This window comes from Planctomycetia bacterium (assembly GCA_015075745.1).
Taxonomy (GTDB): Bacteria; Planctomycetota; Phycisphaerae; order UBA1845; family UTPLA1; genus UTPLA1.
The window spans coordinates 2,784,961-2,811,751 of record JABTTW010000001.1; the positions used below are offsets into that span (position 1 = coordinate 2,784,961).

The following is a 26,791-nucleotide window of genomic DNA, read 5'->3' on the forward strand; positions in this document are numbered from 1 at the left end:
AATCAGCGGGGCGCGGGAGAATCATCGGCGTTTACCAGCACCGCGGCAGTGTACGGCGAGAGCATCAGACCGCGAAGCCTGCCGCCCTCAACGCGAACGTGGGGATGGGCGGGCTTCTTCAGACGAATGAAGGGTCGCCCGACGGCTTTGTCATCGGGGGCGCCGATCAACTCGGCCTCTTTGGGATCGTCGAGGTGGGCGACGACTGCGCCGTCCGGCCAGGGCGACGAAATGTTGAGGCGGCGGCTTTGCTTGCTGTTATTGAACACGACGGCGACGGTCTGTCCGTCGAGCGAGCGGGCAAAGGCGAAGATGCCCTGATCGTCCTTGCACTCGAGCGTGTCGAAGGTGCCGAGCTGAAGAGCGGGGTAAGTGTTGCGAATGGCGATCAGGCGACGGTAGTGATCGAGCAGATCTTTTTCGATGATATCGTCGGGGCTCTGGTAAGGCATCAACTCGGGCCAGAGCATCGGCTTGCGGCAGGAGGGGTCGTCGGCGCCGAACATGCCGACTTCATCCCCATAGTAGACCATCGGCGCGCCGAGGTAGGTCATCTGCATCGTGACCAGGAGCTTCTGCCGCTGGTAGCACTCGGGGGTTGGCCTGGATTCGTTGTAGTTCGGGCCGTTGTCCTGGAGGCGATTGGCCTGATCGTATTCGAGGTCCGGGTTCATCAGCATCGACGCGAGGCGATCGGTGTCGTGGCTGTCGTAGAGGTTCTGCAGGACGTAGCTGACCTGCGGCAGATACCAGCCGAGAACCTCGCGGAGCTGGCGGTCGAACTCGCTGGGCTTGATGCGCTTCTCGTTGTTGACGAAGAATCGCTGACAGGCGCGGGCGTACGGATAATTCATCACGGCGTCGAAGGTCTGGCCGTCGAGCCAGACTTTCGATTCCTCCCAGAGCTCGGCGACGATATAGGCGTCGGGGTTGGCGGACTTCACCACTTTGCGCCAGTCGCGCCAGAAGTTGGCGTTGATGTCGCTGGCCACGTCGAGACGCCAGCCGTCGATGCCGTCGGATGGATCGCCGTCGCCGTTGGGGTCCATCCATCGTCGCGTGACGGCGAACAGGTGATCGCGGACGGGCTTGCAAAGGCCCAGGGCGTCATCGTGTTTGAGGCGCGGCAGGGCGCCATCGTCGCGGTCCCAGGCCTTGTAATGGAAGGGCTCCCAACTGGTGATGTCGAACCAGTCGGCGTACTGCGACTTCTTGCCGTTCTTGAGGACATCCTGAAATGCCCAGAACTCGCGGCCGACGTGGTTGAAGACGCCGTCGATGATGACCTTGAAACCCTGGCGATGAGCTTCCTGGAGGAAGTCGAGGAAGACCTTGTCACTTTGGGACCATTGCCACGTCTTCGGGTCGGTCGTTTCGCCCTTGAGGCGATCGAGGCTGCCGGCGACGCCGAACGCGTCGTCGACGTGGCGAAAGTCCGAGGCGTCGTACTTGTGCAGCGAAGCGGCGGAGAAGATCGGGTTGAAGTAGATGGCGGTGATGCCGAGGTCGCGGAGGTAGGGGAGTTTTTTCTGCGCGCCCTGCAAATCGCCGCCGTAGCGACGGTCGAAGATGTATTCGAAGAACGAGCCCTGCTCCTTGAAGCGCCCGGCGGCATCCTTCGCACTTGAGCCGTCGTAGGGCTTGTGCCAGTCGTGGGTCCAGGGGACGGTGCGCGGGGGATCGTTGGACGGCTCGCCGTTGCAGAAGCGCTCGGGGAAGATCTGATACCAGACGACGCGTTTGGCCCAGTCGGGCGTGTCGAAGGACATTCGCAGGTCCGCCTCAAAAGGTTCGACTTTAAGCGAGATGGCAGCATCCGGCTCGGCCGGCATCTTATAGCAATCCAGGGTGTCAAGCACCGATCTTGCGCCGCCGTCATGCAGATTAAAGACATACCTGATCCTCCGGCCGCCGACGGAGCACATCGCTTCCCAGAAATCAAAGCCGTCGCTGGAATGAGTGCGGCGCAGCGGGCTTCTGACTTTGCTCACCTCAAAAGCGATCTCAGCGGACTCAACGTCGTCGGCGAGCGTTCGCAAGCCGACGCGGATGAGGTTCTCGTCGATCACCTGGAGGTAGGTGCTGCTCGTGGGGTCGTGGTGGACGGCGGCGGAGGCGATTTGATCGGGCTTCGGCGCGCCGAACTGGGCTGCGTCGGGGCCGATGCGAAAGCCGCTGTTGAAGCCGCCGGATTCGTCGGGGGAGCGGAGGCGCTGGTCCGCCGCCGGGTCTTCCATCCAGATATGACCGTTGATCAGGAGCTTGTAGCGATAGCGTCCTTCGGGCAGCTCGATGATGCGCCCGAAGACGCGGTCGTCGGTCCAGAATTCGTAAAGCGGCGTCGCCCCCGGGGTCCAGTTGTTGAAATCGCCGACGACATCGATGCGCTCGACATAGACGTCCGACGGCAACGCGTCGGCGGACTTACGGTCGAAGTTGATCGCGTGGAAGCCTTCATTTGTCAGAGCGGCCTGGTGCAGCGCGGGATCGTAGACGAGAAGCTGCGTGCCGGCTTTCGAATGGAGTTTTTTGGGGTTCTTTGCTCGCTTCGATTTGCCGGTCGCGGGAGTGAACGAGACCTTCAGGTTGCCTGGCTTATCGCTTAGGTAGATCGTGCCCCAGCGATTGCCGTGGAGTGGAAGCATCGGGGTGACGTCGCGATCTTGAGTGTCGGATTTCGGCGATAAATCCGCCGACCAGCCCTGGCCGAGGCGGACGATTTTTTTTGTTGTCGCCGATTGCTTACCGTCGCTGACTTTCAGCGAAACTTCGAAATTGCCGGAGCGCTCGACCGTGACGGCCTGCTGCAGGTGGTTCATGTTGCCCGGCTTGGACGGCTCCAGGAACGCGAGCCCATCTTGGGAAGTAACGTTCCACTCGCAGGATTTGATTTCTCGGCCGCGCGGGGCCTGGCTGAGTGTCGCATCGAGAACGACGCGGGCGGCGCCGACGTCTTCGCCGATGGCGCGGAAAAACGCGACCGGTTTTTTGGGCAGCGATTGTTCCATGCCCCAGGTTTTTTTGTCGACGTCCAGCCAGATACGGTAGACCGCGGACTGCGGGATGGTGAGGCGAATATCGCTGCCGGGCTGTACGAGACGGTCATCGCCGGCGCTGCCGAGGTGACGATTCCACGATCCGTCGAAGACGAATTTGCAACTATAACTGCCGCACTCCCAGAATCGCGTCAGTTCAAGAGATTGGCCGCGGCGCTTGAGTGCAAAGTCGTTGTCACCGGTCGCCCAGTTGTTGAAGGTGCCGGCCAGTCGCACGACCTTGAAGTCCGGCGCATCGGCGGCGGCCGTCGTTGTCGCCGCGAGAAGGGCGACGAACAGGAACAGGCGGCTTGGAGAGCGGGCAAATGACATGGTGGGACGTGAGGTCGTCATGCGCATTACTGTATGCGAAAACGATTTACCGTGCATCCACACAGAGAGCGGAGGACGGCACTCGAACGAACGCAGTTTTACTTCCTGGGCGCCGCCGCGGATTTGCGAATGGTGATGGAGACGGGGTGCGTCTCCTCGACGGACAAGACATGGCCCTCGAGCAGGGCCAGGAGGCGTTCGCAGGCGCGGCGGCCGATTTCGTAGATGGGGGTGTGGATGGTGGTCAGCGGGGGGTCGCAGAAGGCGGCCTGGTGGATGTCGTCGCAGCCGACGACGCTGACGTCGGCCGGAACGCGCAGGCCGATGTCCTTGAGGCCGCTGATGGCGCCGATGGCCATCTTGTCGTTTCCGGCGACGATGGCGGTGACGGCAGAGTCGCGCTCCATGAGTGCCACGGCAGCGGCAGCACCGCCTTCTTCGGTATAGAGCCCGTCCTGAACGCGATCGGTCGGAAGGCTGAGGCCCGCCTTTTTGATGGCGGCCTCCATGCCGGCGCGCAGATCGTGCGTCGTTTGCACCTCGGCGGCGCCGTGGATAAGGGCGAGGTTTTTATGGCCCAGATCAAGCAGGTATTTGCAGGCCAGGCGGCCGGCCTCGTGATAGTCGCAGCGGACGAAGTTGAGCGGCTGGTCGGGGAGATAGTTATTGACGACGATGACGGGCCGGGCCCGCTCGCGAAGGACGGACAGATAAGTGTCACGGTTGGTGACACCGAGGCAGAGGATGCCGTCGACGAAATGTCGATCGAAGAGCTCGACGTGCTGGTTGGAACCGAGGAAGACATCGTCAGCGACTTCGAGGAGGACTTTGTACCCGGCGGAGCGCGCGTGGTCGTGGATCGCGCTGATGATTTCGCCGAAGTAAGCATCGGCAAAGGCATGGCGGATTTGCGGTACAAGAATCGCGATGAAGCCGGTTCGCTGGGATTGAAGTCCCTGGGCCAGGCGGCTGGGGCGGTATCCAAGCCGCTCGACGGTGGCCAGGACACGATCGCGGGTGGCCTCGCTGATCCGCCGGTCGCGCTTATTGAGGACAAGCGAGACCGTGGTGAGGCTGGATCCGCTTTCTCTCGCTACGTCCTTGATACTAACGGTCTTACGTTTCGCCATGGCAGCTCGGATGGCGTGGTGGAGGCCGTTCGAGCCTCGAACCAGCGCTTGGGACTATGATAGCAGGAATGGTTGAATATGCGCATGGGTCAGTAATGGGTCGAAAAGGGCGGGAAAGTGGCTTGAATTTCGCGTCTCGACCGATATACTTCTTGTAGTAAAAGGTTTTACTAACAAGCAAACGAAACCTGCGAGCCGACAAGGTTATTCATGGACTTGCTCGTCTGTCAGGCGAATCAGCGGCGGTGCCAACAGCGCGGCGACACACGTCGTCGTCGGTTGCCACGTTTGCATAAACAGACACAGACACGTCTTTGCCTTGCACCTCCCGCCCGACACGCCTCTGCTTTCACGCTCATCGAACTGCTCATCGTCATCGCCATCATCGCTCTCCTGATTTCGATACTACTTCCTGCACTGTCCCGTTCGAGAGAAATCGGTCGACGCACCGTGTGCGGATCGAACCTTCGCCAGACCGGCATGGCGATGTTGAACTATGCCCAGGACTTTGACAGTTGGCTTCCGGCCAAGGGCAGGGCGGGGACGGCTGTTAGGGACCTCGCAGGGCTCCAGCACGCCGGCTCGACATCGATGAGATATGGGCCGGGTCTCATTGGAATATTTCGCGACATCATGGAGCGCAAGCATACGCAGGAGTCAGGTGGGCCGGATGGAAACGCGGCGGGGCCTCAATATCTTCCAGATCCCAGGATTCTGCTCTGTCCCAGCGACACCAAGAACAACTATCCGAATAATCCACGAGACAACTATGGAATACTGACCGGGGACAACATCTGGCCGACACGCGCGATCGAAAAGTTTGCGGACCTGCCGCGGTCTTCGTCTGAAGAGCGAGATTACAAAAAGTCGCACAGCAGTTACTTCTATGTCGCACTTTGGCGGAATGATGATCGCGGTGATTTCATCCTGATGGCCGATCAATCGAACCGAAATGACACGGGCCCGTTATCGTGGCAGGGACTCGATGCCGAAGACAATCATGGAACACGGGGAATGCAGGTTCTGCTTCTCGATTCCCATGTCGAATGGACTCCATTACGCAGTGGAGAGTACACCGATGTTCAGTTTGCTTCCCGGCGATATTGGGGCCTGGTTAATAGTGCAAGGCCTCGCTATTCCGCACCGGACCCGGGCATTACGCGAAGTTCCGAGGTTCAGACGATTGAATAGCGGACGCAAGGCTTGTCCGAGATAGATAAACGATTTAGCAGGGTGCGGACTTGGTGGGCCGCACCACGAACCTTTACAATGGACGGGTGAAGACAACTCGATCGGATCGCGGCCGTCGCTCTTGCGATGTGTCGTGTCAAAGTCGCAAATGCCCTCGCATCGGCCGACCGACTTCAGGATCGAGAACTCAGCCCGGGGGAACTGTTAGGCGAGACTTCTTGCTCGCCGGCCCAGGACATTAAGTCGTCGACAATCCTCCGAAGGCGCACACTCGCTGGTCGGGTGTGCATTCAACGGTCGAGTCCTCGACATATTGAGTTGAGCAGGTAATCGAAGCGTTAATTGGCAGGCCCTGCGGGGTTTGCGATGCTGGAGGTGGATTGTGGCATCGAAGAAGTTGCATGGCGTCGTTGTCGGTTTTGTCATTACAGCGTTAGTCGGGTTCGGCTTTGTTGCGGCCGATGTCGCCTTTGCGGGCGATTGCAGCGGCCTGCCTCCGATCACCGGAGCTGACCTGACCCAGAACTCAGTTTACCCCCCAACGCCTAACGCCCTGCAGAACAACCCCACGGGTTTCGGCGATTCGCGCCCCGACTCGCTGGGCGGAAATGAGTTGAACCAGCTCTACCTGGCCAACAACTCGGCGAATCTGTACGTCGGCGTGACAGGCAATCTGCGAGGCGACGACACCAATCAGAATACGATTCTGATCTTCATCGACACCGACAACATGGGCGGCCCGACGGCGCTGGAAACGTCGGGCATCGTGGGATCGAACGCCCTGCGGAACCTGGACCTCGACAACATGACGCCCGGCGTGAAGCTCGATTTCGATCCTGAGTATTGCATCGCCATCTGGAACGATCAGAACGTCTATACGGCGCTGCGTCACAATCTGCAGAATCCGTCCGACGTGGGCGTGACGATCGCGAGCATCGGCGGAACCTTCGCGTTCACCAATGACAACACGATGGGCGTGACGGAGGATCTGGGACTCGACCCGCAGACAGCTCAGGCGGCCACTGCAGTGAATGGATTTGAAGTTCGCCTTCCGCTCGCTCAGCTTGGTCCGCTGGCGAATAATGCGACCATCAATGTTCAGGTCCTGCTCGCGAGCGGCGGCGGATTCATGAGTAACCAGAGCCTCCCGCCGCTTGGCCAGCCGAACGGCGGCGTCGCCAACGTCGGCATCCACAATCCGGCCGGCGATCCGCCGAACGATGTGGACTTCACCAACGAAGCGCGGTTCCCCGGCACCCAGAATACTTCCTACACGCTGAATCCGTCGGGTCTGGCCCCGACCGGTTCGATCAATGGGCAGAATATTCCGACGCGCTACGGCACGAACGGCATGCTCAAGGCCACGCAGAACAACCACACCGGCTTCGGCAATGCCACGCCGTTTGCACCGCCGACCGAAGGCAGCGAGCTCGATCAATTGTTCGTCAAGGCGGACTTCACCAAGCTCTATGTCGGCATCACCGGAAACGTCCCGGCCTTCGGCGACAACCGCAACACCGTCATGTTGTTTCTCGACGTTCCCGACAACTTCCTTCCGGGCGTCAACGACCTGGCAGGCGTGAACACCTTTGTCGGCGGCCCCGGCGGCCTGCAAATGATGGGCCAGGGCGGCAACGGCGGGTTTACCTTTGATCCCGGCTTTTCGCCTGAGTGGGTCATCATGTATTGGCGGCAGGACAACGCCCATCAGGGCCGCATTCAGGACCTGCGCAACGACGAATTCCTCCCGCTCAACTTCTCGATTACGCCCGCCCAGCATACCGGCGGCAGCGCCAGTTACATGGCTGCCAATCTCAGCAACGTGCTCGGCGTCAACAACATCGCCGGTGACGATCCTATTCGTCAGACCGGTCTCGCCGATGGAACGCTTCCCGACCCGGACGCGCCGCCGACCACCGGCGTACAGTTCTCGCTCCTGTGGGACGACCTCGGTGTGGATTTCGGCGGTGGCAGCGCCAACGTGAAAATGATGGCCTGCGTCGTTAATGGAACGGGTTTCATCAGCAATCAGTTCCTCCCGCCGCTGAACCCGACGGTTCTCACGCCGATGAATGCGAACGCGTCGTTCTCCGACGCGCCGCTTCCGCTGGCGATCCCGGACAACACCGGAACTCCCGCCACCGACACGAGAACCGTCGATATGTCCGGCGCCGGGATTGATCGCGTGACGGACGTCAACGTGACGGTCAGCATCTCCCACCCCGATATTAGCCAGCTCAGCGTTGCGCTGCGGCACGTGGGCAGCGGTCGCCAGGTTCAGCTCAAGCAGCCTGGCTCCGGTATGGGGGCAAACCTCAATGTGACCTACGACTCTGACGGCGGCATGGGCACGGTCCAACCGGCCGAATCGCTGCTTACGTTTAACGGCGTGGATCCGAACGACGACTGGCAGCTTATCGTCAGTGACGGCATCTCGGGCCAGACTGGATCGATCAACTCCTGGGGCATCGCCGTCACCGAGTACACCGGCGGCAACGTCGATAATCTGGGCTTGTATGACGCCATTGACAACGACATCGATCTGGGCGCCGAGGAGCCGGGTGTCCGGTTCGGTGGCAACCAGTACCTCGACTTGACTGTGACGCCGACCGGCGCGCCTTCAGGATTCACCGGCAGCAATATCCCCGCTTCGTTCGGGGCGATGCCGTTGGTGACACAGAACAACTACACCGGCTTCGGCAATGCGGTTCCCGGTGTGCTCGGCAACGTGCCCGGCTCGGAGTTGGACCAGATTCGCATCAAGAATACGTCCGACCGCCTGCAGGTCGCCGTGACCGGCAATCTGGAGGGCAATGGCAACGTATATGTGTTGCTGCTTGACACCGATCAGGCCGGCGGAGGCTTCAGCACGATCCCCGTGCTCTCGACGCCGCCGCCCGTGATGAACGGGATAGACGGTTTGACGCTGGACAGCGGCTTTACGCCGAACTACGCGCTGGTCGTCGGTCGCGACCCCACGGCGGGCGTGCCGGTCGATGACTTCAACGTGTTCCTGAAGAACATCAACACCAACGTCTCTCGTACGATCGGTCGCTTGATCCGCAATTCCGCCGACGGGACGCTGCAGGACGCCATCCCGAACCAGAACGGCAGCGAGTTGGATGCGCTCTTCATCCAGAACGACGCCTCGAAGTTGTACGTCGGCATTACCGGCAACCTGGAGGCCAACGGCAACACGTGGGTCATCCTGTTGCAGACGACGGCGATGGGCTCCGGGACGAACATCCTCGAGTCGACCGACGTCACTGCCTGGCCCAAGCCGCTGCGCGGTATGAGGGCGGATCGAATGGATATCGGTTTCCATCCGGACTTCGCCATTGTCATGCAGCGAAGCGGCGGCAACTACTCAGCACAGTTGGTCGACCTGCTCGACCTTCCGCCGGGGGTGACCGTCACGAACCTGACCTTTAGTTCCACTTATCCGCCGGGCGCCAATGCCTTCATCGGAGACAACACCAATCCCTTCGGCGTGAGCGACGCCGTGGCGGATGACACAGCGCCGGGCGTGGGGATGGGCATGACTGTTCAGCAAGAGAACGCGTTGACCGCGCTCCGCGGCGTGCAGTTCTCGATCGCCCGCAGTTCGCTGATGCATGACATGGGTTCGCCGCCGGCCGATGGCGCGGAGATCAAGATCAGCGCTCTGTTGGTTAACAACGGCGGCGGTGGTGCGGTGCCGAGCACCTACTACAGCAACCAGTTCCTGCCGCCTATTGACGGTGGAACGTTTGCCAACCTGACCGAGCCGCCTCCTCCGGGACGGCCGACGGAATTTATCGACCTCTCGAATGAGATGATCGCGCCGGGTTCGCAGTTCTACTCCTATACGCTCGCGACTTCGGGCGCCTATGCCGTGCCGACGACCTTCAACGGTCAGGGCATCCCGGCGGCAATGGGATCGCCGAAGTCGATACAGGAGAACTACACCCAGTTCGGCAATGCCGTCCTGGTCAATGCCGGCAATGCCAACTGCATGCAGGTGGCGATGAACAACGACAACACCGACGGCGTCACCGGGAACAGCGCCACGATGCCGGAGACGGCGACGACCGGCATGGAGTTCGACATTCCGTTTGCTGACATCGGGCTGACACCGCTCGATCCGGAAACGGGACCGTTCGTTGAGGTCAAGGTGATGGTCGCCCTGACCGGCAGCGGTGGATTCTTCTCGAACCAGATTCTCCCGCCGCTCAACAGAAGCCCGGCGGCGCCCAACCTGGGTAACATCGTGGCCATGAACCCGATCCCCACCGTTTCCTGGCTCGGTAATCTGTCCGACGAGGCCGTGGCGCCAGGCGTCCAATACCTGAGCTACTCGCTGCTTCCGTTCTGCGGTGAAGACCCGGCCGACATCAACGGCGACGGCATGTTTACGACGGCGGACATTGACGCCTTCGTGGGGGTGCTGCTGGGAACGGTGACCGATCCGTGCCCGGTGCAGAAGGCCAACGTGAATAACAACGCATCTACCAACGGCCTGGACGTCCAGGCGTTTATAAACGTGATTCCGTTCATCCCCTGATGGACGGCCTCAATTGAATGAAGTGAACTCTCGCGCCGCCGCTCATTATCCGGGCGGCGGCGCGGTTTCATTATTGCGGACTCGGGTCGACGAGGCCGGAATCCGAGGCGTAGAATAGGTTGGTTCGATTCGATGAGAATCCCCGTCCCGAATGGGTGGCATGATGATTCATAAATCAAGAGTTTGGCTGGTCCTGGGAGTCGCTCTCGCCGCAGGGTCAGCGCGTGCGGAAGACACCGTCATGCTTCAATACTTCGAAGCCCAGTGGGACGTCATTCGCTACCGAATGCCCGACGTGTTTATGGCCGGCTATGACTCGACCTGGCTTCCGCCTCCCCAGCGCGGCGGCGGACCGACGAACACCACCAGCGTCGGCTACGACCTCTTCGATCGGTTTGATCTCGGCAGCGACGCAACGCCTACGCGCTATGGCAGCGAATCGGACTTCCGCCTCATGATTCAGGAATTCCACAAGGCAAACGCCCGCGTGTTTGTCGATTGGATCATGAATCACAACGCCTTTTCTGATCGAAACACGGTCAACTTCGAGTTGCAGGGCGGATACCCCGGATTCGTCCTGAGCACCGGCGGTGATCCGGACGGCGACTTCAATCCCTACGCCGCCGGCTGCCAGCAATCCACTTCGCCCTGTTGCAGTTTCTCATTGGCGAACCCGGTATGCGGGGCCTGCTGCTACCACCTTTATGACGGGCGTCTGCTGGGCTTGATCGACATCGCACAGGGAAAGAATCACCAGTTCATCCGCCATCCGGTAATGGCCGGCGATCCGATGAACATCCCCGCCGGCACGCAGCGAAACCTTCCGAATGCGGCGAATCGTCGCTTCTATCCGGACACCGGCCTGCCCGCGATGATGCCGCTGAACCCCGGCACGCCGCGCAATCCCAGTCCGCCGCAGTACACCTTTTATCCCTACGACCCGGCGAATCCCGACAGCGGCGACGCCGTCGTGGAGAGCGCGACGACACTGTTGCTGCGTTCTTCAAGGTACTACCTGGAAGTGCTGGGAGTGGATGGCTTTCGACTGGATGCGGCGAAGCACGTCCCGACCTGGTTCTGGGATAACCTCTGGGATGCGGCGGTCTTCGAGGACTACGTCGGTTTCGACGGCGTGCGCCGAACGCCTTATTCGTTCGTCGAGGCCGTCGAGAGCAACTCAAACACTGCCGAGTGGGTGCGCAAGCCCGGCGAGCCCGGCTCGGGATGGCCTTCAACCGGCTGGGAATTCGGCAATCGCGACGCGCTTGATCTCAACGAAGCAGGCGCGCTGCGCGACCTCGTCTCCAACGACGGCACCGGTTCCTGGGACAACATCATCGGAAGCTCCGTCGATAACGTCGACGGTTTCAACAACGGGACCATCGGCGTCCACCACGTCAACAGCCACGACAACACGATCGGCGACGACGAGAACGACTCGGTCGCCTTTGCTTACTCGCTCATGCGAACCGGTCCCACCATCGTCTATCACAATGCGCTGCAGTTCGGGGCCAACGTGGACAATTTCCCCCGGGCCAACGGCCGCGACGACGCACTCGGCCTAGGCTCGAACATCATCACCACCCTCGTGAAGATTCGTAATCAGTACGCCCGCGGCTGGTTCTTCCCCGTATCCAGCGGCAACAGCGACGTCCTGGTCTTCACCCGCCGCACGCCGAACAGCGTGGATAACGTTCTGATCGGTGTGAACGATTTGGAGACCAACGGGTTCACCTCTCGTACCGTGACGACGACGTTTCCAGTCGGCACGCGGCTCCACGAGCTGACCGGCAACGCCGCCAGCGCTTTGGTTGATCCCAACAACAACATCCCAGAGGTCATCACCGTCGGGGCCGCCGGCAGCGTGACCGTCAACGTGCCGCGAAATCGCAACGCCAACGGCGTCTTTCACGGCCTCGGATATGTCATTTACGGTCCCGCCGTTCCGACCGGCACCCTCTCCATCGCCAACGCGACGACCACGATCGCACCGCCGGATGTCGGCTCGACGCCCGATCACCTTCAGCGGATCAACCCCGTGACCATGGTGACGTCGCCGACCTTCGACATCCTGCTGCAGACGGTTCAGACGGATCTCCTCGACCCGGATACCGACGACTTTGCCGTCTTCAGGATTGATTCCGGTTTCAAGGACTACAACGGCAACGGTTCGACCTATATGGGGAACCCGTCCTCCGACTTCAACGCGGGCAACTCCACCTCCGACAGCCCCAGTTACGGATTTGAGAATTTCCTTACGGAGAATTCCCCGCTGTTCGGCGGCGGCAGCGGGACCTATCGACAGACGATCGACGCGGCCGCGCTCGGCGAGGGGTATCACTACATCACGGTGCGAGCCTATCGGCACCGCCCGGTCGGCGACCCGCTCTTCGGCGAATTTCGCATCGTCATCTTCGTCGATCTCGATGATCCTGATTTCAACCTTCTTAATCCGACGACGACCTGCAACAACGACGTGACGACTCTTCCCGTGACTTTTACGGTCAAGGGGGTGGATGCGACGCTCGAAAAGGTTTACATCTTCTTCGACCTGCCCGCCTCGACGAACTTCATCGGACTTGCGACCGGCACGGCAAACCTGGCGGCGCAGTACCTGGACACCTTCACACGAACGCGCAGCTCCTACGTCAGCGGCAATCATCGCGTGGACATCGTCGGATTTGAGACGCTGCCCAACGGAACCAACAAAGTGCGCTACAAGGCCTACACCGGAATTCAGGCGACCACCGGCGCGGGCATCGGAGCCGGGGACGTAAACGCCGATGCCGTGAAGGACGCCAAAGACATTCAGGGATTCGTCTGGACCCTGACCGGTTTCAATCCAAACTACAGCCCGACGGCGGATATGAACTGCGACGGCCTCAACGACGTGGCGGATATTCCGGATTTTGTTGACGGCTTGTTGCAATAGGCGCTGGGTCTTCTCGGCATTTCGGACCTGTGAATTCGTCCGGCTTGGGGGTTTTGGCCCCGCCCTGGCCTGACTGTTGGGCAGGGTAGGTAAGATGGGTAGTGCGTACCCTTTGCACGGCCGGGCTGGCGATGCGGTTTACCTTATGGACGGGACCGCCAAAACATTGACTTTAAGAGCCGAATTGTGGTAAATTGTTTTTCCAGAGGCGAAAATGGTTGTTTTCCGCCTCGACCAAAAGTGTTGAATTTGCTTATCCCGGATTGGGAAGAGAAGAAACAGGAGTAAGGAAAATGAAGAAGTTGTTGGCAGCATGCGTATTGTTGGCAATGGCTGTACCTGCCCAGGCCACCATTTACAACGACTCTGTGAATGATGTGTTCACCGGCGCCGGTGGCGGCATCCTCGACATCGTGTCGGTCGAAGTGACCAATGACGCGACTGACATCTCGTTCAAGTTCACGCTCGCCGGTGACGTCGACGCCACGGACTGGGGCAAGTACATGGTCGCGATTGACAGCGTGGTCGGCGGCGACTCTGCCGGCAACGCCTGGGGACGGCCGATCTCCATGAGCGCCGGAATGGACTCGTGGCTCGGCGGTTGGGCCGACAGCGGCAACGGCATGGAGCTGTACAACTGGGCCGGAGGCTGGCCATTCCCGCCGAATGAGGCCACATACAACGGCTCGACGACTATCAGCGTCAGCAAGAGCGGCAGCATGTTCACCATGACGACGTCCCTCGCCAATCTGGGCCTCAGCATTGGTAATTCATTCCTCTTCGACGCCTTCACCAGCGGCGGCGGCGGCGGTGACGGCGCGGTCGATTCGCTCGGCAATCCGAATCAGAACATTGGCGACTGGGGCGATTTCTCGGATGCGACGCCCCTGAAGTATATTGTCGTCCCCGAGCCGGCCACTCTGGCCATTCTCGGTCTGGCCGGTCTGGCGCTGATTCGACGCCGACGCTAAGACGACAGTTTCAACGACGATGACTTCGCGGCCCGCGGCTTTCTAACGGAAGTCGCGGGCCGCTTTCTTTTTGGGATTTGCAGTTCTGGCGAAACACCGCCGGTCGGATATATGCTCGCTGTCTTGAACGAGCCGCTCGAGCAGGTTGGATCGCGGAATAACACCATGCAAGGTAAGCCCAGTCAGTCATCGACCCCGTCGCCTTCAACCGCGACCCCTCCCGCAACGCCCCAGGCTCGTCGGTACTCGCTCCGCAAGCGATTCGTCTTCGCGATGCTGGCATTCTCGATTCCGCTCGTCTTGATCGGGGCAACGGAGCTCGTGCTTCGCCTCTGCGGCTTCGGCGGCTATCCACCGACGATCCTCGAACTCGGCCCCACGCCTGACGGTGTCGTGTGCATCACCGACAAGGCCGGCCCGGCCTCCTACTTCTTCGCCAACCGCAGCAAGCAGGGGGCGATCAATACGTTCACCTTCCTCAAGCCCAAGCCCAAGGACACCGTGCGCATCTTTCTGGCCGGCGGCTCGGCGATGAAGGGGTTCCCACAGCCGATGTGTTTCGCGCCGTCGGCATTCCTGGAGGCGATGCTAAGTAGTGTGTGGCCCGGCCGCCATGTCGAAGTCATCAATCTCGGCACGACGGCCGTCGCCAGCTTTCCCGTCCTCGGAATGGTCACGGAGGCACTGAATTACGAACCGGACCTGGTCGTCGTGTACGCGGGCAACAACGAGTTCTACGGGGCGTTCGGCGTGGCCTCGCTCCATTGGGCCGGCAGCCATCCGTTGGCGATGGTTGTAAATCGCGCGGTCCGCTCGACTGCATTGATGCAGGGGATCGACCGCCTCATCGCCGGTCCGCCCGCCGGCGCGCCGGATCGAACGCTGATGGAGGTCATGATCGGCCAGGACTACGTCGGGCCCGATGATTCACTCCGGGCCAACGCAGCGAGAAACCTCGGCAAACACGTCTCGGAAATCATCAGCCGCTGCGCCAGTCGTCGTGTCCCGACAATCGTGTGCAGCGTCGCGGCTAATGAGCGCGACCTCGCTCCATTGGGTACGGAGCGATTGGACGATCTGGCGGTCGCGGATCAGAAGCGCGTCGGCGAACTGCTCGCCGAGGCTGATCGCACCATCGTCTCTGACCCGTCGCATGCCGCCGAGCTCCTCCAGTCGGCCATCAAGTTGTATCCCGCCCATGCCAGGGCTCACTACCAGCTCGGTCGGGCATTACTGGCAAAAGGCAATACCGAGCAGGCGCGTGTTGCATTTGAAGATGCAATCGACCTCGATCCCATGCCCTGGCGGTGCATCGGAGAGTGCAATGACGCGCTGCGGCGCGCCGCCAGCGAGGGGAAGGCGATCTTCTGCGACACGCGGCAGATGTTTCGCGACCAGAGCCCCGGCGGCTGCATCGGCTGGGAACTGATGGACGATCACGTCCACCCGACGTTGCTGGGTCAGGCGGTGCTGGCCCGATCGATCGTGCAGACGATGGCCGGTCTGACCGGGCCGCTTGGCGTCTCAAAAGAGGCGTACGCGAAACTGCCGACGAACGAGGAACTCCTCAAGCGCCTCGGCGACAACATGTACGATCGCTACGCCGTCGCGCACACGCTGCGCAAGCTCATGGAGATTCCATTTTTCAAGACGACGAACCCCGGCGCATTCGAGCGTTTCGACAGGCTGGCCCGGGATTATGAATCGCAGATGACGCCCGATGTCCTGACGGCGGCGCGGCAATGGCGGGATCCCAGGTCCCATCCCGGCATCCTGCGTCCGATCACGGCGATGGTCGGTCGGGTGATGATCCAGCGAAACGACTTCGCGGCCGCGGAGACGCTTTATGCCGCCGCGCGGAAGGCGGTGCCGGCGTATTCTTCGGCCAGTCTCGAATACGATTATTTCATGCTAATTTGCCGCGAGCGCCTGAGGGGCCGGCTGTCGGGCGCCGACCGTGAGATCGCGAGTCGGGCAATCGAGCGCGGCAAGTTCATGATTCCTCGCGGGGCGGCAGATTCCGGCATGGTGGAGCGCTATATCGGCCGCCTTCACCAATTGCGAAGTGAGTGGGAGGCGGCGATTCCGTTTCTCCTTGCGAGTCGGCCGAAAGTGGGCGGGACGGACCTGGTCGCGGTGGATCAGGCCCTGATCATGTCGTATCGCCGCACAGGGCGAATGGACCAGGCCTACAAGCTGGTCGAAAACGGCATCCAGAACAGCGGACAGTACGCAGGCATGTACCGAATGCTGAAGGCGGAATTGGATCAGCCGATGCCTGCATCAGGACCGTGAGTCTTCGCACACCCGCCGGAGACTCGATCAGAGGCCAAATCCCCCAGTGGTGGGGGCTCTACGGCGGCTGGTTAATAATCGACGCAGAGGCTATAATGGCGGGTTATTGAAACCCCGAGCACGTTTTGCGAATATAAACCTGTAACCGCCTTTGATTCGTGAGAATCGAAAGCGTGTGAGGCAACGAGCCGAATCGCGGATCGACGACGACCGCGAGCACCAATGTCCGTCTTCCGGATTTCGATGGAAGACCAATTCAAGGAGTCAGTAGATGAAGCGATTTGTCATAGTTGCAGTTGCATTGGCCGCCGTTTGTGCTTTCTCGGCTGATCTTGCCTGGGCCGGCCCCGGCTGCTGCAAGTCCAAGCAGGACAGCAAGGACACCAAGTTGTCGAGCATGACCGCCTGCTCGATGGGCGAGTTCCCGCATCTGACGATGCTGGTGGGCGACAAGGAGTTCGACTGCCCGATGGCTGCCGACAAGGCGGCTGAGGAAAAGGGCGCCAAGGTCCGCTTTGCCGTCGCCGGCGAGCAGTTCGACTGCAAGGACAAGGCGATGGCCATGCTGGCCGACGTGTCGGAGCGCTTCGTCGGTCGCTATACGACGATCGCCGCCGTGGTTGATGGCAAGACCATCTACTGCGCCGAGGACATGACCGGCTGCTGCAAGGCCAAGACGGCCAGCGCCGAAGGCTCAAGCTGCTCCAAGTCGAAGGCCGCTTTGGCCAGCGCCAAGAGCGAAGGTTCTTCGTGCAGCAAGTCGAAGGCCGTCCTGGCCAGCGACAAGAGCAAGGGTTCTTCCTGCTGCAAGTCCAAGGCAGCCCTGGCCAAGGCCGAGGGCAAGGCCTGTGCGAGCGCCTGCAAGAAGGAGTCCTTCGCCTGTGTTTCCAAGGAAGAGTTTGCCAAGGCGATCAAGACCGATGGCGCCAAGTTCATCGTTCTCGCACGCAACTTCGACAGCTATGACGACGCCGTCAAGGCCCGCGCCGCGGCGATGGATGCCATGAAGGTCGTCAAGATGACCTACGTCGTCGAAGGCAAGGAAGTCGATTGCTCCAGCAAGGTCTGCCCGATGGCCAAGAAGGCCGGCAAGGTCGAGTACGTGATCGGCGAGACCAAGACCAACTGCGAAGTCTCGGCCCGCATCAGCATGGCCAAGGCCCAGTTCGACGCCGCCAAGAAGGCCGCCGACCAGAAGCTCGCCAAGATGTAAATCCGATCCGATTCGGATTCGATCAATGAATAGAGGCCCGTCGGATCACTCCGGCGGGCTTCTTTCTTGCGCGTTGTAAAGAGTGGGGGGGTCGTCTGCAGGTCGTGCCTGTTTGGCCCGGTGTGGCGGTTCACGATAGCATGTGGCGTGTCGCGGGCGTGGCGAAACAAGAGCCTACAGCCGGCAGGGCACCTGAATAAGTCGGGGCATCATGTTCTCTGGCATTATTGATTGCATCGGAGAGGTCGTGGAGGCGGGCGCCGTCCCTGGTGGGATGCGCCTGCGGGTTCGCGCGCCGGGCTATTGGACCGGCGTCGCCTTGGGCGCGAGCATCGCCATCGACGGCGTGTGCCTGACGGCGACCACAACGTCAGGGGACATCGCGACATTCGACGTGGTGGCCGAGACGCTTCGCAGAACCACCCTCGGCACGTTGCGCGCGGGGGGCCGCGTGAATCTGCAAAAATCTCTGAAGGCCGGCGACCCGATCGACGGGCACTTCGTGCAGGGGCACGTCGATGCAATCGCGAGGGTCGAACGCGTGGAGCAATCGCCCGCGGAGTCGATGTGGTGGTTTGCCCTCGATGCAGATGCGATGCGCTACGTCATTCCCAAGGGGTCGATCGCCATCGACGGAATCTCACTGACCGTCGCGAATCGACGCGACGACTGCTTCAGCGTCGCACTGATTCCCACGACGCTTGAGCGGACGACGCTCGGCGATAAGCAGGTCGGCGCACGGGTCAATATCGAAACGGACATTCTTTCTCGAACGATCGTGCATCATCTCCAGACCATCGCAGGCGACGACCCGCAAGCGTTCGTCGAGCGCCTCAGGCGATCCGGACAGGCGTAAACCGTCCGCGCGGGTCGCGGCTCAATCCTGACGATATAATGAATCGACCGTTCGCGGTGTTCCCGTTGGGAATGACGAACGGCCTCTTGCGGAGTTCTTTGTGGATTCGAAGGTCGACAAGGCAGGTGGCTTGCCGCGCATCGGCATCACCATGGGTGATCCCGGCGGCATCGGCGCCGAGGTCATCGTGAAGGCCCTGGCCGACGAATCGCTGCGCAGTCGGGCACAGTTCATCATCTACGGGATCGATGAATTGCTGTCCTACGCGGCCGACCTCGCCGAGCTGAACCCCTACTGGATACACCGCTCGCACGAAGAACCCCTCTCCAATGGGGCCAACGTCGTCACGGCCGACTTCGACGAATTCGGACTCGACACGCGACCGATGCGCAAGCCCACCGTCGAAGGCGGCAAGGCTTCGATGCGCTTTCTCGACGAGGCCATCGCGGACATCCGCGCCGGCAGGCTCGACGCCATGGTGACCGGCCCGATCAACAAGACCGCCTGGCAAATGGCGGGCTTCGAGTTCGCGGGGCATACCGACTTACTGGCCCGACGGTTTCGCGCGAAGCGCGTCTCGATGATGTTCACCGGCGGCCCCCTGCGCGTCGCACTGGCCAGCATCCACGAGGCGCTTTTCGAGCTACGCAACGGATTCACCATCGGCCTCGTCTTCCAGCCGATCGATCTGCTCCACACCGCGCTTCGGGACTGGTTCGGCGTGCCCAATCCGCGTATCGCCGTTGCCGGGTTGAATCCCCACGCCGGGGAGAACGGCCGATTCGGCGACGAAGAAATCCGCGTGATCCAGCCTGCCGTCGAGATGGCGGTCAATGCCGGCATCAATGCCACGGGCCCTTATCCCGCGGACACTGTTTTTCTTAGAGCTGCTCAGGGCGAGTTCGACGGCGTCGTTGCCATGTACCACGATCAGGCCCTGATTCCCGTCAAGCTGCTGGCGTTTGATCGCGCCGTCAATCTCACCCTCGGCCTGCCTATCATCCGCACCAGCGTCGATCATGGGACCGCATATGACATCGTCTCCAAGAACCGGGCCGATCCGGGCTCCATGAAGGAGGCGATTCGCCTGGCGATCGATCTTTCGGGCCGGCAGCGACCGCCGAAAAATTCGCTGGACAATTCTTCGCCACCGACCGAGCAATACCTCAAATAGTCGACCGTGTCATGGTCCCGATTCAGGCCTCTGCCGGAACGATCCAATCGAAGTTCAAACGCCTTGTCATGGAATATGAAAAGGCCCGCGACAAGTCAATGTCGCGGGCCTTTGTGATGGTTCACAATCTCTGACGGGACTTTGCCCGCTCAAGACGTTACATGCTGTTGATGAATGTCTGCACGTCCAGACCGTCGCCGAACGTGTTCAGGTTCACGTCCTCGGCGCACGGCGTCGAATTATCGACGTCGATCAGGTGGTCCACGAACGGGCCGATGTCGGTGACCGTCACCACGCCGTCGCCGTCGAAGTCACCCGGCTTGACGATCAGGTCGTAAGAGACCGAACTCGTTCCGACGCCGCACTGACTGAGGGCCTTCACGGTAATCGTGTAGGGCGTCGCCGACGCGATGGGGCTGGGCCATGAGACGACACCGGTATTGTTGTCGATGACCATGCCGCCCGGAGGAAGGCCGTCGAGGGTCCAGATAAACGGAGGCGTTCCGGATGCCGACGGCGCCGGTGAGGTGTAGGGAACGCTGCAAACATTGGCATCGTCGGCGATCGGATCGACGACCGGATCCTGGCAGGGCGCCGCCATCACCGAGATATTGAGGACATAGAGTTGTGACGTCGATGGGGCGTCTCCCTCGTAAACGCGGACGTAATAGTCGCCCGCTGCGGGCAGCGTGACTCCGGAGATCGTCTCTGTGAGGCCCCCGGCCTGAGTGTTCGCCGTGGCGAGAACCGTGCTGCCGTCGGTGTCAATCAACTCGACATTGAGATTGGCGGCCGCCAGGCTGTTGGTCGGGCATCCCGAGGGACACGACCCCGTTTGGACGCAAGAGTCGTAGCTGCTGATACCGCGTGGCGTGACCGTAACAGTCGCCTCGCGGGGGCCGGGAACACTGAAGAGATACCAGTCCTGCTCCGCGTTGGCGTCGATGCTGATCGTCGACGAAACCGTCGGACTCGTACCGCTGACCGGCGGCGGGAGTTCACCCAGCGTGATCGGCGAGCCGATGTCAACCGCCCCGATGGGGCTTGCTGCGCCGGCTGAGTTATTACCGGCGCCGCCTTCAAAGCTGTCGCCGTAGTGGCGCTGCGCGGCGCGGATATCGTCGTGGCGAACGCCGTCAAACGCGAGGGCGAGAAACGGTTCCATCAGCTTCGTGTTGTTCACCGGGCACACGTGCAGGATGCCGAGGCCGTGGCCGTGCTCGTGCGTGATGATGTTTCGCATGAAGCGGTGCTGGTTCGCGACGCTGGACCAGCTTTCGCTGCGATCGAGGACCATGTCGCCGTTTTGGGGAAACTGGTTATATGCCAGAACGTTGTTAGCGCCGTCGATATTCTTCATGGAGATGCGAATGTCTCCACGAGCGCCCGCCGCGCCCGAGGTGCCCCATGCCGCTCCATCGTCCCAGTCCGTGCCGCCGACAGTGATGCGCGTATAGGTGACGCCGCTTACTTCGGCCCACCGGTTAAAGCTCTGTTCAAACCGGTTGATCCACGTCGCCCGGCCCCCTTGCGAGGCGAACAGCGAATCCAAACGGGCGAAAAGGTCGCTGTTGGCCGCGGGCTCGCCGATGCCGTTCGGAATAAACAAGCCGTCCGGTACGAAGCTCCAGGTCAGATTCCGATTGCTGCCCTGAGAACCCAGCCAGCGATTGGTGATCTGATAGCGGGGACCCGCGGCGTCGCCCTCCAACAGATTGTTAAGGTACTCGACAACCTCTGGAGCCGTGCCGACCGCAAAGCAGGCCTGCGTATATTCCCGATTCGGGTCCGGCAATCCCCAGGTTTCATGGTAAAACTCGATACCAACTCCCGGCACGGCAATGCCGTCTTCTACGGACGTTTCCTCCAATACGGCCGACATGTCGCCCCGGCCGGGAGATTGAGCGACGGCCGATTGAACCGCCATCATCGCAATCGTCGCGGCGCAAAACAGGTTTCTCAACGCGGTTGGTTTTCGTTGCATCAGTCGATTCCCTTTCTCAACGGTGTACTTGCGTCAGCGGCCTCGGAGTCCACGCAGAGATTCCGGAACGCATCGCCGTCAATCCACACAAAGCAAAACATCAATTCGGATGCTAATTGCAACCGAAGACAAAACAGTTGACCATCTCCTGGACATCCAGGCCGTCGGTAAATCCGTCGAAGTTCAAATCGCTCCGAAAAATCGCGCCCTCCGGGATATCGATGCCCAGTAGTGCGTCCACGAAGCACGGGATGTCGCCTTCCACGTTCAGCAGGCCGTCGTTATTGCAGTCTCCGATGAATGGAATCGTATCTATCTGCGATGACGATCCGAAGGCGGTCTCAATGCCGTCCTGATTGCGCGCCTTCGCCTTCACAATATACGACTGACCCGCGAGCAGGCCGGTGATCGTCGTCGTGTTTGATTGAATCCACGTGAACGCATTGCCGTACGGCCCGGGCGGGCTCACGTCGAAGTAAATGCCCGACATTCCCGCGTTCAGATTGGTGAAGGCGCCGGTCGCCGTGACCTGGGCCGAGTCGTTGGTGACATTGAAGAAGGCGATTCCGCTGGGCGTCTGAATAAGCGTCGCCGCATCCTCGATCTCGGAGAAGGTGTTCTCGTTGGGCGTCGGAAGGACGGCGTCGCGCGCCTTGACGCGATAGGCATAAAGTGTGTTGGCATTCAGGCCCGCGTCCACGTAAGAGTTCGGGGTCTGCCAGCCGCTCGTCGTCCCGCCGGGTCCGCCGGTCGTTTCCTCAAAAAAGTACTGAACCGGATTCGTCGCGTCGGTCGCGATCGTCGCGGTCATGGTGATGCTTGAGGTACTCAGCGCCGCCGGATTCGATGAAAAGGTCATCGGCTCCGGTTGCGGGGGCGTCACGTCGGCTGGCGAGGCGGGAAAGTCCCAGCCGATCGCGTCGAACATGTTGCGGTCGGCAATGCGATAGAAATTGGGGAAAAAGGTCTGACCGGGAGCCAGCGTCGGATCCATGATCGCATCGACGCCCTCGCGGAAATGGCTGGCCTGGCGCGGGTCGCCGTCTGACATTCGGTACTCGGCGGAAACGATGTCGGAATTGTGGTCGTCATCCGGCGTGTTGAAATGGGCCAGGCGGGCAAAGGTCTGAAACTCGGTCGTGTTGGAGGGGTTCTCCGCCGTTCGGCGGAATCGATAAAAGTCGAGAAGCTCAATGTCGTTTGTTCGGAAATCTACGCCCGAGGTAAAGCCCATGGCATGGCCCACCTCGTGAATCGCCACGGACTGGAAGTCCGTCGTTCCGCCGGTAATTCCATTGCTCGGGTCGAAGTCGAAATTGAACGAGCTGTTAAACGTCATCGAAGCCGCCGAGCCGCCGACCGGGCCGATCGCGGCGCGGCTATTGGCGACGGTGACGAAAACGCGGTCCTCATTTGTGGCCGAGCCGAAGGCATTGTACTTGACGGGAATCGTGCTCCCGGACGGAAGGAAGTCCTGGATCGTATCGTCAAGGTCCTTGCCGTTGATCAGCCCATCACGCGCGACGGGGTATGTATGCAGAACATAATTACTGCCCGTCGCTCCGATGATCCCGCCGCCCAGGTCGGCGAAGTTGACGTTGACGGTAAACGAGATGGGGTCGCCCCAGATCGATTCGATGTAGGCCTCTACCGTTGCGAATGCCGTGACGGCCGCCGGCGGAACCGAGCCGTCCAGGTTGAAGATCACATCGACGGCGGCCCCGCGAGGATTGGCCCCGCTGTCCTGCTCCGCCAGTTCGGCCAGCCCGTTGGCGGCGAACACCGCCGTGATCTCGCGATCCCAGCGCGCAAGGTCAACGACACTCACTCGGCTGACGTCGCTGCCGCACATCGGCCGCAGAACCGATTGTCGCGGCAACAGAAACTTTTTCCCGGTGACGGGGTCCGTCGCCTCGGCCGGAGGAAGCGGGCGAACGAAGACGAGTGCGTCTTGACGGATGCCCGATGGTTGAGGCATCGCCGCCTCCGGCGTTGTGCCGTCATGAGCCTGAGCAGGCGCCGTGATGAGCGCCATCAGGATGGTAATCACTGTTGGGGTAATCACTCGATTTGACATCGCGACCCTTCTCCGATGAGCGAGGCTCTCCGGACCGTCATACCGCCTGCTCCGATCACACCAGCGGCGGGCACGGTCTGACAAAATTTCCAGTCCATCGGGTCGGCGATGGGATTGGGGTTCTATTCGTTTCAGCGCCTGAATCCTGCGGATTCTCAAGAGGCGAACGTCCCACGGACCTTCGACAATCAGAAATGCCCACATGGACAACAAGCCTTGCCGGGCAGAATACTTCCGAACTATTTATTGTTTGCGAGGAAAGACAATTGACGCTCGAAATGCCTCGTCAGGCGAAGTCCGAACCAATGGGAACCCCTCCCGGCCAGAGACCACGAGACTACTCACCCACTCCCGCAAACGCGGCACTACCCACATTTCTATTATCGCTGGATTTCGCAGGCGGGTCAAGGTTGCAGCTCCCATAATATCCGTCAATCTCTTAAGTTGTGTGAAAAGGCGCAGCATTGAGGTGAATACCGATATGACCGTTTCTGTATCGTCCTGGCTCGCCGCAACGCGACCGGCGGGCCTCAGGATGGATCGTGGCCGCGCATGTCGGTCAGCAGTTGGTGATGAATCGCCCGAGCCCCTCCGAGGACATTGAAATCCTCCCCGCCATAGGCATCGAGTTGAACGGGCCAGGGCGATGCCCCCGATGCCGTGGTCATCAAGCCGCCCGACTCTTCGATCAGAAGTGCCGCCGCGGCGATGTCCCACAATTTGCACTCGTTGGTGTACGCGGCGTCCACCAGTCCCGCTGCGATCCACGCGAAGTGAAGGCTGGTCGATCCCATGTTGCGAATCAGATACCGGCCGATCCAATCCCGCACAAACGGCGGCATGGGCTTGCGCCGAAACGATCCGACGGCGATCGTCGTCTCACGGTCAGAGCCGACAAGGGGCGCGACATTCGCGGCGTGATGCGTCGAAATCGCCGGCACTGACCCATCCAGCAAAATTCGATCCTCGTTGCGCAGCGCGCCGCCGCCGGAGGCTGCCGAATACATGACGCCGCTGCTGGCGTCATAGATCGCACCAGCGATGGGGCGGCCGTTGTAAAGCACGGCGATCGAGCACGCGTAAATGCGGATGCCCCGGGCGAAGTTCCGCGTCCCGTCGAGTGGATCGACGACCCAGCAATAGGGGCTCGACTTGATTCGGCCGTGTCGGCTGGGATCGGCCAGCGTCTCTTCGACAAGGACGGCATGATCCGGAAATCGCTCCGCAATTGCTCGGAGAATCGCGTCCTGGGCGATGTGGTCGGCCTCGGTCACCGGGCTTTTGTCTGGCTTGCGCCGGACACTGACCTTCCCAAAGAGCCGATCGGCAGCGCGGCCGCCCCGATGAGCCAGCTCGACAGCGAAGCGACGCAGTTCGTCGGGATGCAGGGACTCGGACATGGTCGCCGCATTCTCAAAGGTGAGCGGATAAAGGTCAAAACGTCCGGTCGTCGAGAAGGCGGAGCGCTGTCGCTCCCGATCGCACGTTAGGTGCACAATCCTTCAGCGGGCCTCACGACGGTGATTCGATCCTTGCCGCCCGCCTTGGCGAGGTAAAGCGCTTCATCGGCGAGATGGAGAAGCGATTGCGCCGTCGCCGGTTGATCCTTCTCGCGACTCGCCAGACCAATGCTCAGCGAGGCAACGCTCGCCTCCGGCATTTCCCGAGCGACATCTTCACGGAAGCGACTAAGCAGCCGCTCCGCCGATCGGCGGGCATCGTCGGGCATGGTTCGCGGCAACAAGACCGCGAACTCGTCGCCGCCATATCGAACCGCCACGTCGCTCTCGCGCACCGAACCGGCGATGGCCTTGGCCGTCAGAGAGATCAGGCGATCGCCCGTCTGGTGCCCAAGCGTGTCGTTGACGCACTTGAGGTTGTCCAGGTCGATCATCATGCAGGTGAGATCGGACTGGTATCGGGTTGATTCGGCGAATAGCTGCCCAAGCACTTCGTTGAAGTGGCGGCGGTTATAAAGGCCGGTGAGAGAGTCTCGGGATGCGAGCTCGCTCAGCAGTTGATTGGCCTCCTGAAGCTTTCGGGTTCGGTCGGTCACGCGCCGTTCGAGTTCGCGGCTCTGTTCGGTGAGCTGGTGATGCGAGATAATGAGCTGATCGGCCATCTTGTTGAAGGCCCGCGCGAGGTCACCGATCTCGTCCGCCCGGTCGTCCGGAACCTGCATGGTCAATTCGCCGGAGGCCAGAGCCGCAGCGGCACGGGACATCTTGTTCAGGGGCAGCACGAGCCGGCGAACGATCTGATAACTGAGCGGGACCATCAGCAGGGCGATTCCCATCGACAGCCCGATGATGTTGCGCTTCATGCTCGACACCGCTCGCTGCGCGGCCTTGAGGGTCAGGCCGATTCTCACGAAGCCGACGGTCGGTCGCAATCCAGGCGCCCCCACGATTTCGTCCGCGGCAACGACGGGATACACCACGTCGATGCACGGGCCGGATTTCTCGTTCTCAATCAGGCGCGGACAATTGATCGGCTCCACCGAAAAATGCTCCCGGTCCCTGAAGAGCGATGAATCAATCGCGCCGGCGCCCCGCTGGTTGCATGCCAGCCAGCGTCCGGACAAATCGGTGAAGATGATATAGGCCACGTCGTCGTTTGAAATCACATCCTGCGCGATGCCGAGCAGCCGGGCCCGATCGTCGTGCTGCACGGCGCGCGAACCGGCCGTGGCCAGAGCCCGCGCTAGGTCGGAAGCCTGCCGCGAGGTCTGGTCCTGGACGATTTCTTCGGAGAGGCGAAGCGACGTCTCGCCCGTCAGCGCCGTAGCCACGAGCACCACGCCCGCAAGCAGCACGGTCGTTCGGACCTGAAGTCCGAAGAAAGTTGCCTGGATTGGCTGACCTTTAAGAGCTCGTAGCTTCATTCGTATCTGAACTCCCATCGCATCCGTCAGCCGTATGGCGCGCGGAGGCGATTGAGACACGGCCTGCCCATCCGCGCCCTTAGCCCGGCGCGCAAACAAGCCCAATATCCCGATATGTTTTATCGAGTGCCCCGGCGTCACACTTAACGATCCTCCCACTTTGGGAAGCTCGC

At 61.0% G+C, this 26,791-nt stretch carries 14 protein-coding genes; 8 read left to right on the plus strand and 6 right to left on the minus strand.

What is annotated here, in order from left to right:
* Window positions 1–2: 2 nt before the first annotated feature.
* Both HS101_11025 and HS101_11030 read right to left on the minus strand, forming a co-directional pair.
* Window positions 3–3,389 (minus strand): alpha amylase N-terminal ig-like domain-containing protein, encoded by a 3,387-nt coding sequence (locus tag HS101_11025; protein MBE7506803.1) that lies wholly within the window; start codon window positions 3,387–3,389, stop codon window positions 3–5.
* 77 nt (window positions 3,390–3,466) lie between these two features.
* Complete coding sequence (locus HS101_11030) at window positions 3,467–4,498, minus strand: LacI family DNA-binding transcriptional regulator (protein ID MBE7506804.1); 1,032 nt, start codon at window positions 4,496–4,498, stop codon at window positions 3,467–3,469.
* A gap of 210 nt (window positions 4,499–4,708) precedes the next feature.
* Here HS101_11030 and HS101_11035 point away from each other — a divergent pair, with 210 nt between their 5' ends.
* The 8 genes from HS101_11035 to pdxA all read left to right on the plus strand — a co-directional run bounded on the left by HS101_11035 (window position 4,709) and on the right by pdxA (window position 19,673).
* The gene (locus HS101_11035; protein MBE7506805.1) at window positions 4,709–5,689 is read left to right on the plus strand and encodes a DUF1559 domain-containing protein; all 981 of its coding nucleotides are present in this window, start codon (window positions 4,709–4,711) and stop codon (window positions 5,687–5,689) included.
* A 382-nt stretch (window positions 5,690–6,071) separates the two neighbouring features.
* Entirely contained in the window at window positions 6,072–10,232 is a 4,161-nt protein-coding gene (locus HS101_11040) for a proprotein convertase P-domain-containing protein (GenBank protein MBE7506806.1), read from the plus strand.
* Window positions 10,233–10,392: 160 nt separating this feature from the next.
* Complete coding sequence (locus HS101_11045) at window positions 10,393–13,164, plus strand: hypothetical protein (GenBank protein ID MBE7506807.1); 2,772 nt, start codon at window positions 10,393–10,395, stop codon at window positions 13,162–13,164.
* 293 nt (window positions 13,165–13,457) lie between these two features.
* Entirely contained in the window at window positions 13,458–14,135 is a 678-nt protein-coding gene (locus HS101_11050; protein ID MBE7506808.1) for a PEP-CTERM sorting domain-containing protein, read from the plus strand.
* A 165-nt stretch (window positions 14,136–14,300) separates the two neighbouring features.
* Window positions 14,301–16,430 (plus strand): tetratricopeptide repeat protein, encoded by a 2,130-nt coding sequence (locus tag HS101_11055; GenBank protein MBE7506809.1) that lies wholly within the window; start codon window positions 14,301–14,303, stop codon window positions 16,428–16,430.
* 271 nt (window positions 16,431–16,701) lie between these two features.
* The gene (locus tag HS101_11060; protein ID MBE7506810.1) at window positions 16,702–17,643 is read left to right on the plus strand and encodes a hypothetical protein; all 942 of its coding nucleotides are present in this window, start codon (window positions 16,702–16,704) and stop codon (window positions 17,641–17,643) included.
* Between the two features lie 211 nt (window positions 17,644–17,854).
* A complete protein-coding gene (locus HS101_11065; protein MBE7506811.1) occupies window positions 17,855–18,499 on the plus strand; it encodes a riboflavin synthase in 645 nt (214 codons plus the stop codon).
* A gap of 100 nt (window positions 18,500–18,599) precedes the next feature.
* Window positions 18,600–19,673 carry a 4-hydroxythreonine-4-phosphate dehydrogenase PdxA gene (gene pdxA / locus HS101_11070; protein MBE7506812.1) on the plus strand — a complete coding sequence of 358 codons (1,074 nt, stop codon included), beginning with the start codon at window positions 18,600–18,602 and terminating at the stop codon, window positions 19,671–19,673.
* A gap of 157 nt (window positions 19,674–19,830) precedes the next feature.
* Here pdxA and HS101_11075 read toward each other — a convergent pair whose 3' ends face one another.
* From HS101_11075 to HS101_11090, 4 genes are all read right to left on the minus strand, one after another.
* Window positions 19,831–21,657: a matrixin family metalloprotease gene (locus tag HS101_11075; protein ID MBE7506813.1), complete on the minus strand. Its 1,827-nt coding sequence runs from the start codon at window positions 21,655–21,657 to the stop codon at window positions 19,831–19,833.
* A gap of 112 nt (window positions 21,658–21,769) precedes the next feature.
* Window positions 21,770–23,734 carry a hypothetical protein gene (locus tag HS101_11080; GenBank protein ID MBE7506814.1) on the minus strand — a complete coding sequence of 655 codons (1,965 nt, stop codon included), beginning with the start codon at window positions 23,732–23,734 and terminating at the stop codon, window positions 21,770–21,772.
* Window positions 23,735–24,264: 530 nt separating this feature from the next.
* Complete coding sequence (locus HS101_11085; protein MBE7506815.1) at window positions 24,265–25,134, minus strand: inositol monophosphatase; 870 nt, start codon at window positions 25,132–25,134, stop codon at window positions 24,265–24,267.
* 86 nt (window positions 25,135–25,220) lie between these two features.
* Window positions 25,221–26,618, minus strand: coding sequence for a diguanylate cyclase (locus HS101_11090; protein ID MBE7506816.1), 1,398 nt, complete (start codon window positions 26,616–26,618; stop codon window positions 25,221–25,223).
* Window positions 26,619–26,791 lie beyond the last annotated feature (173 nt).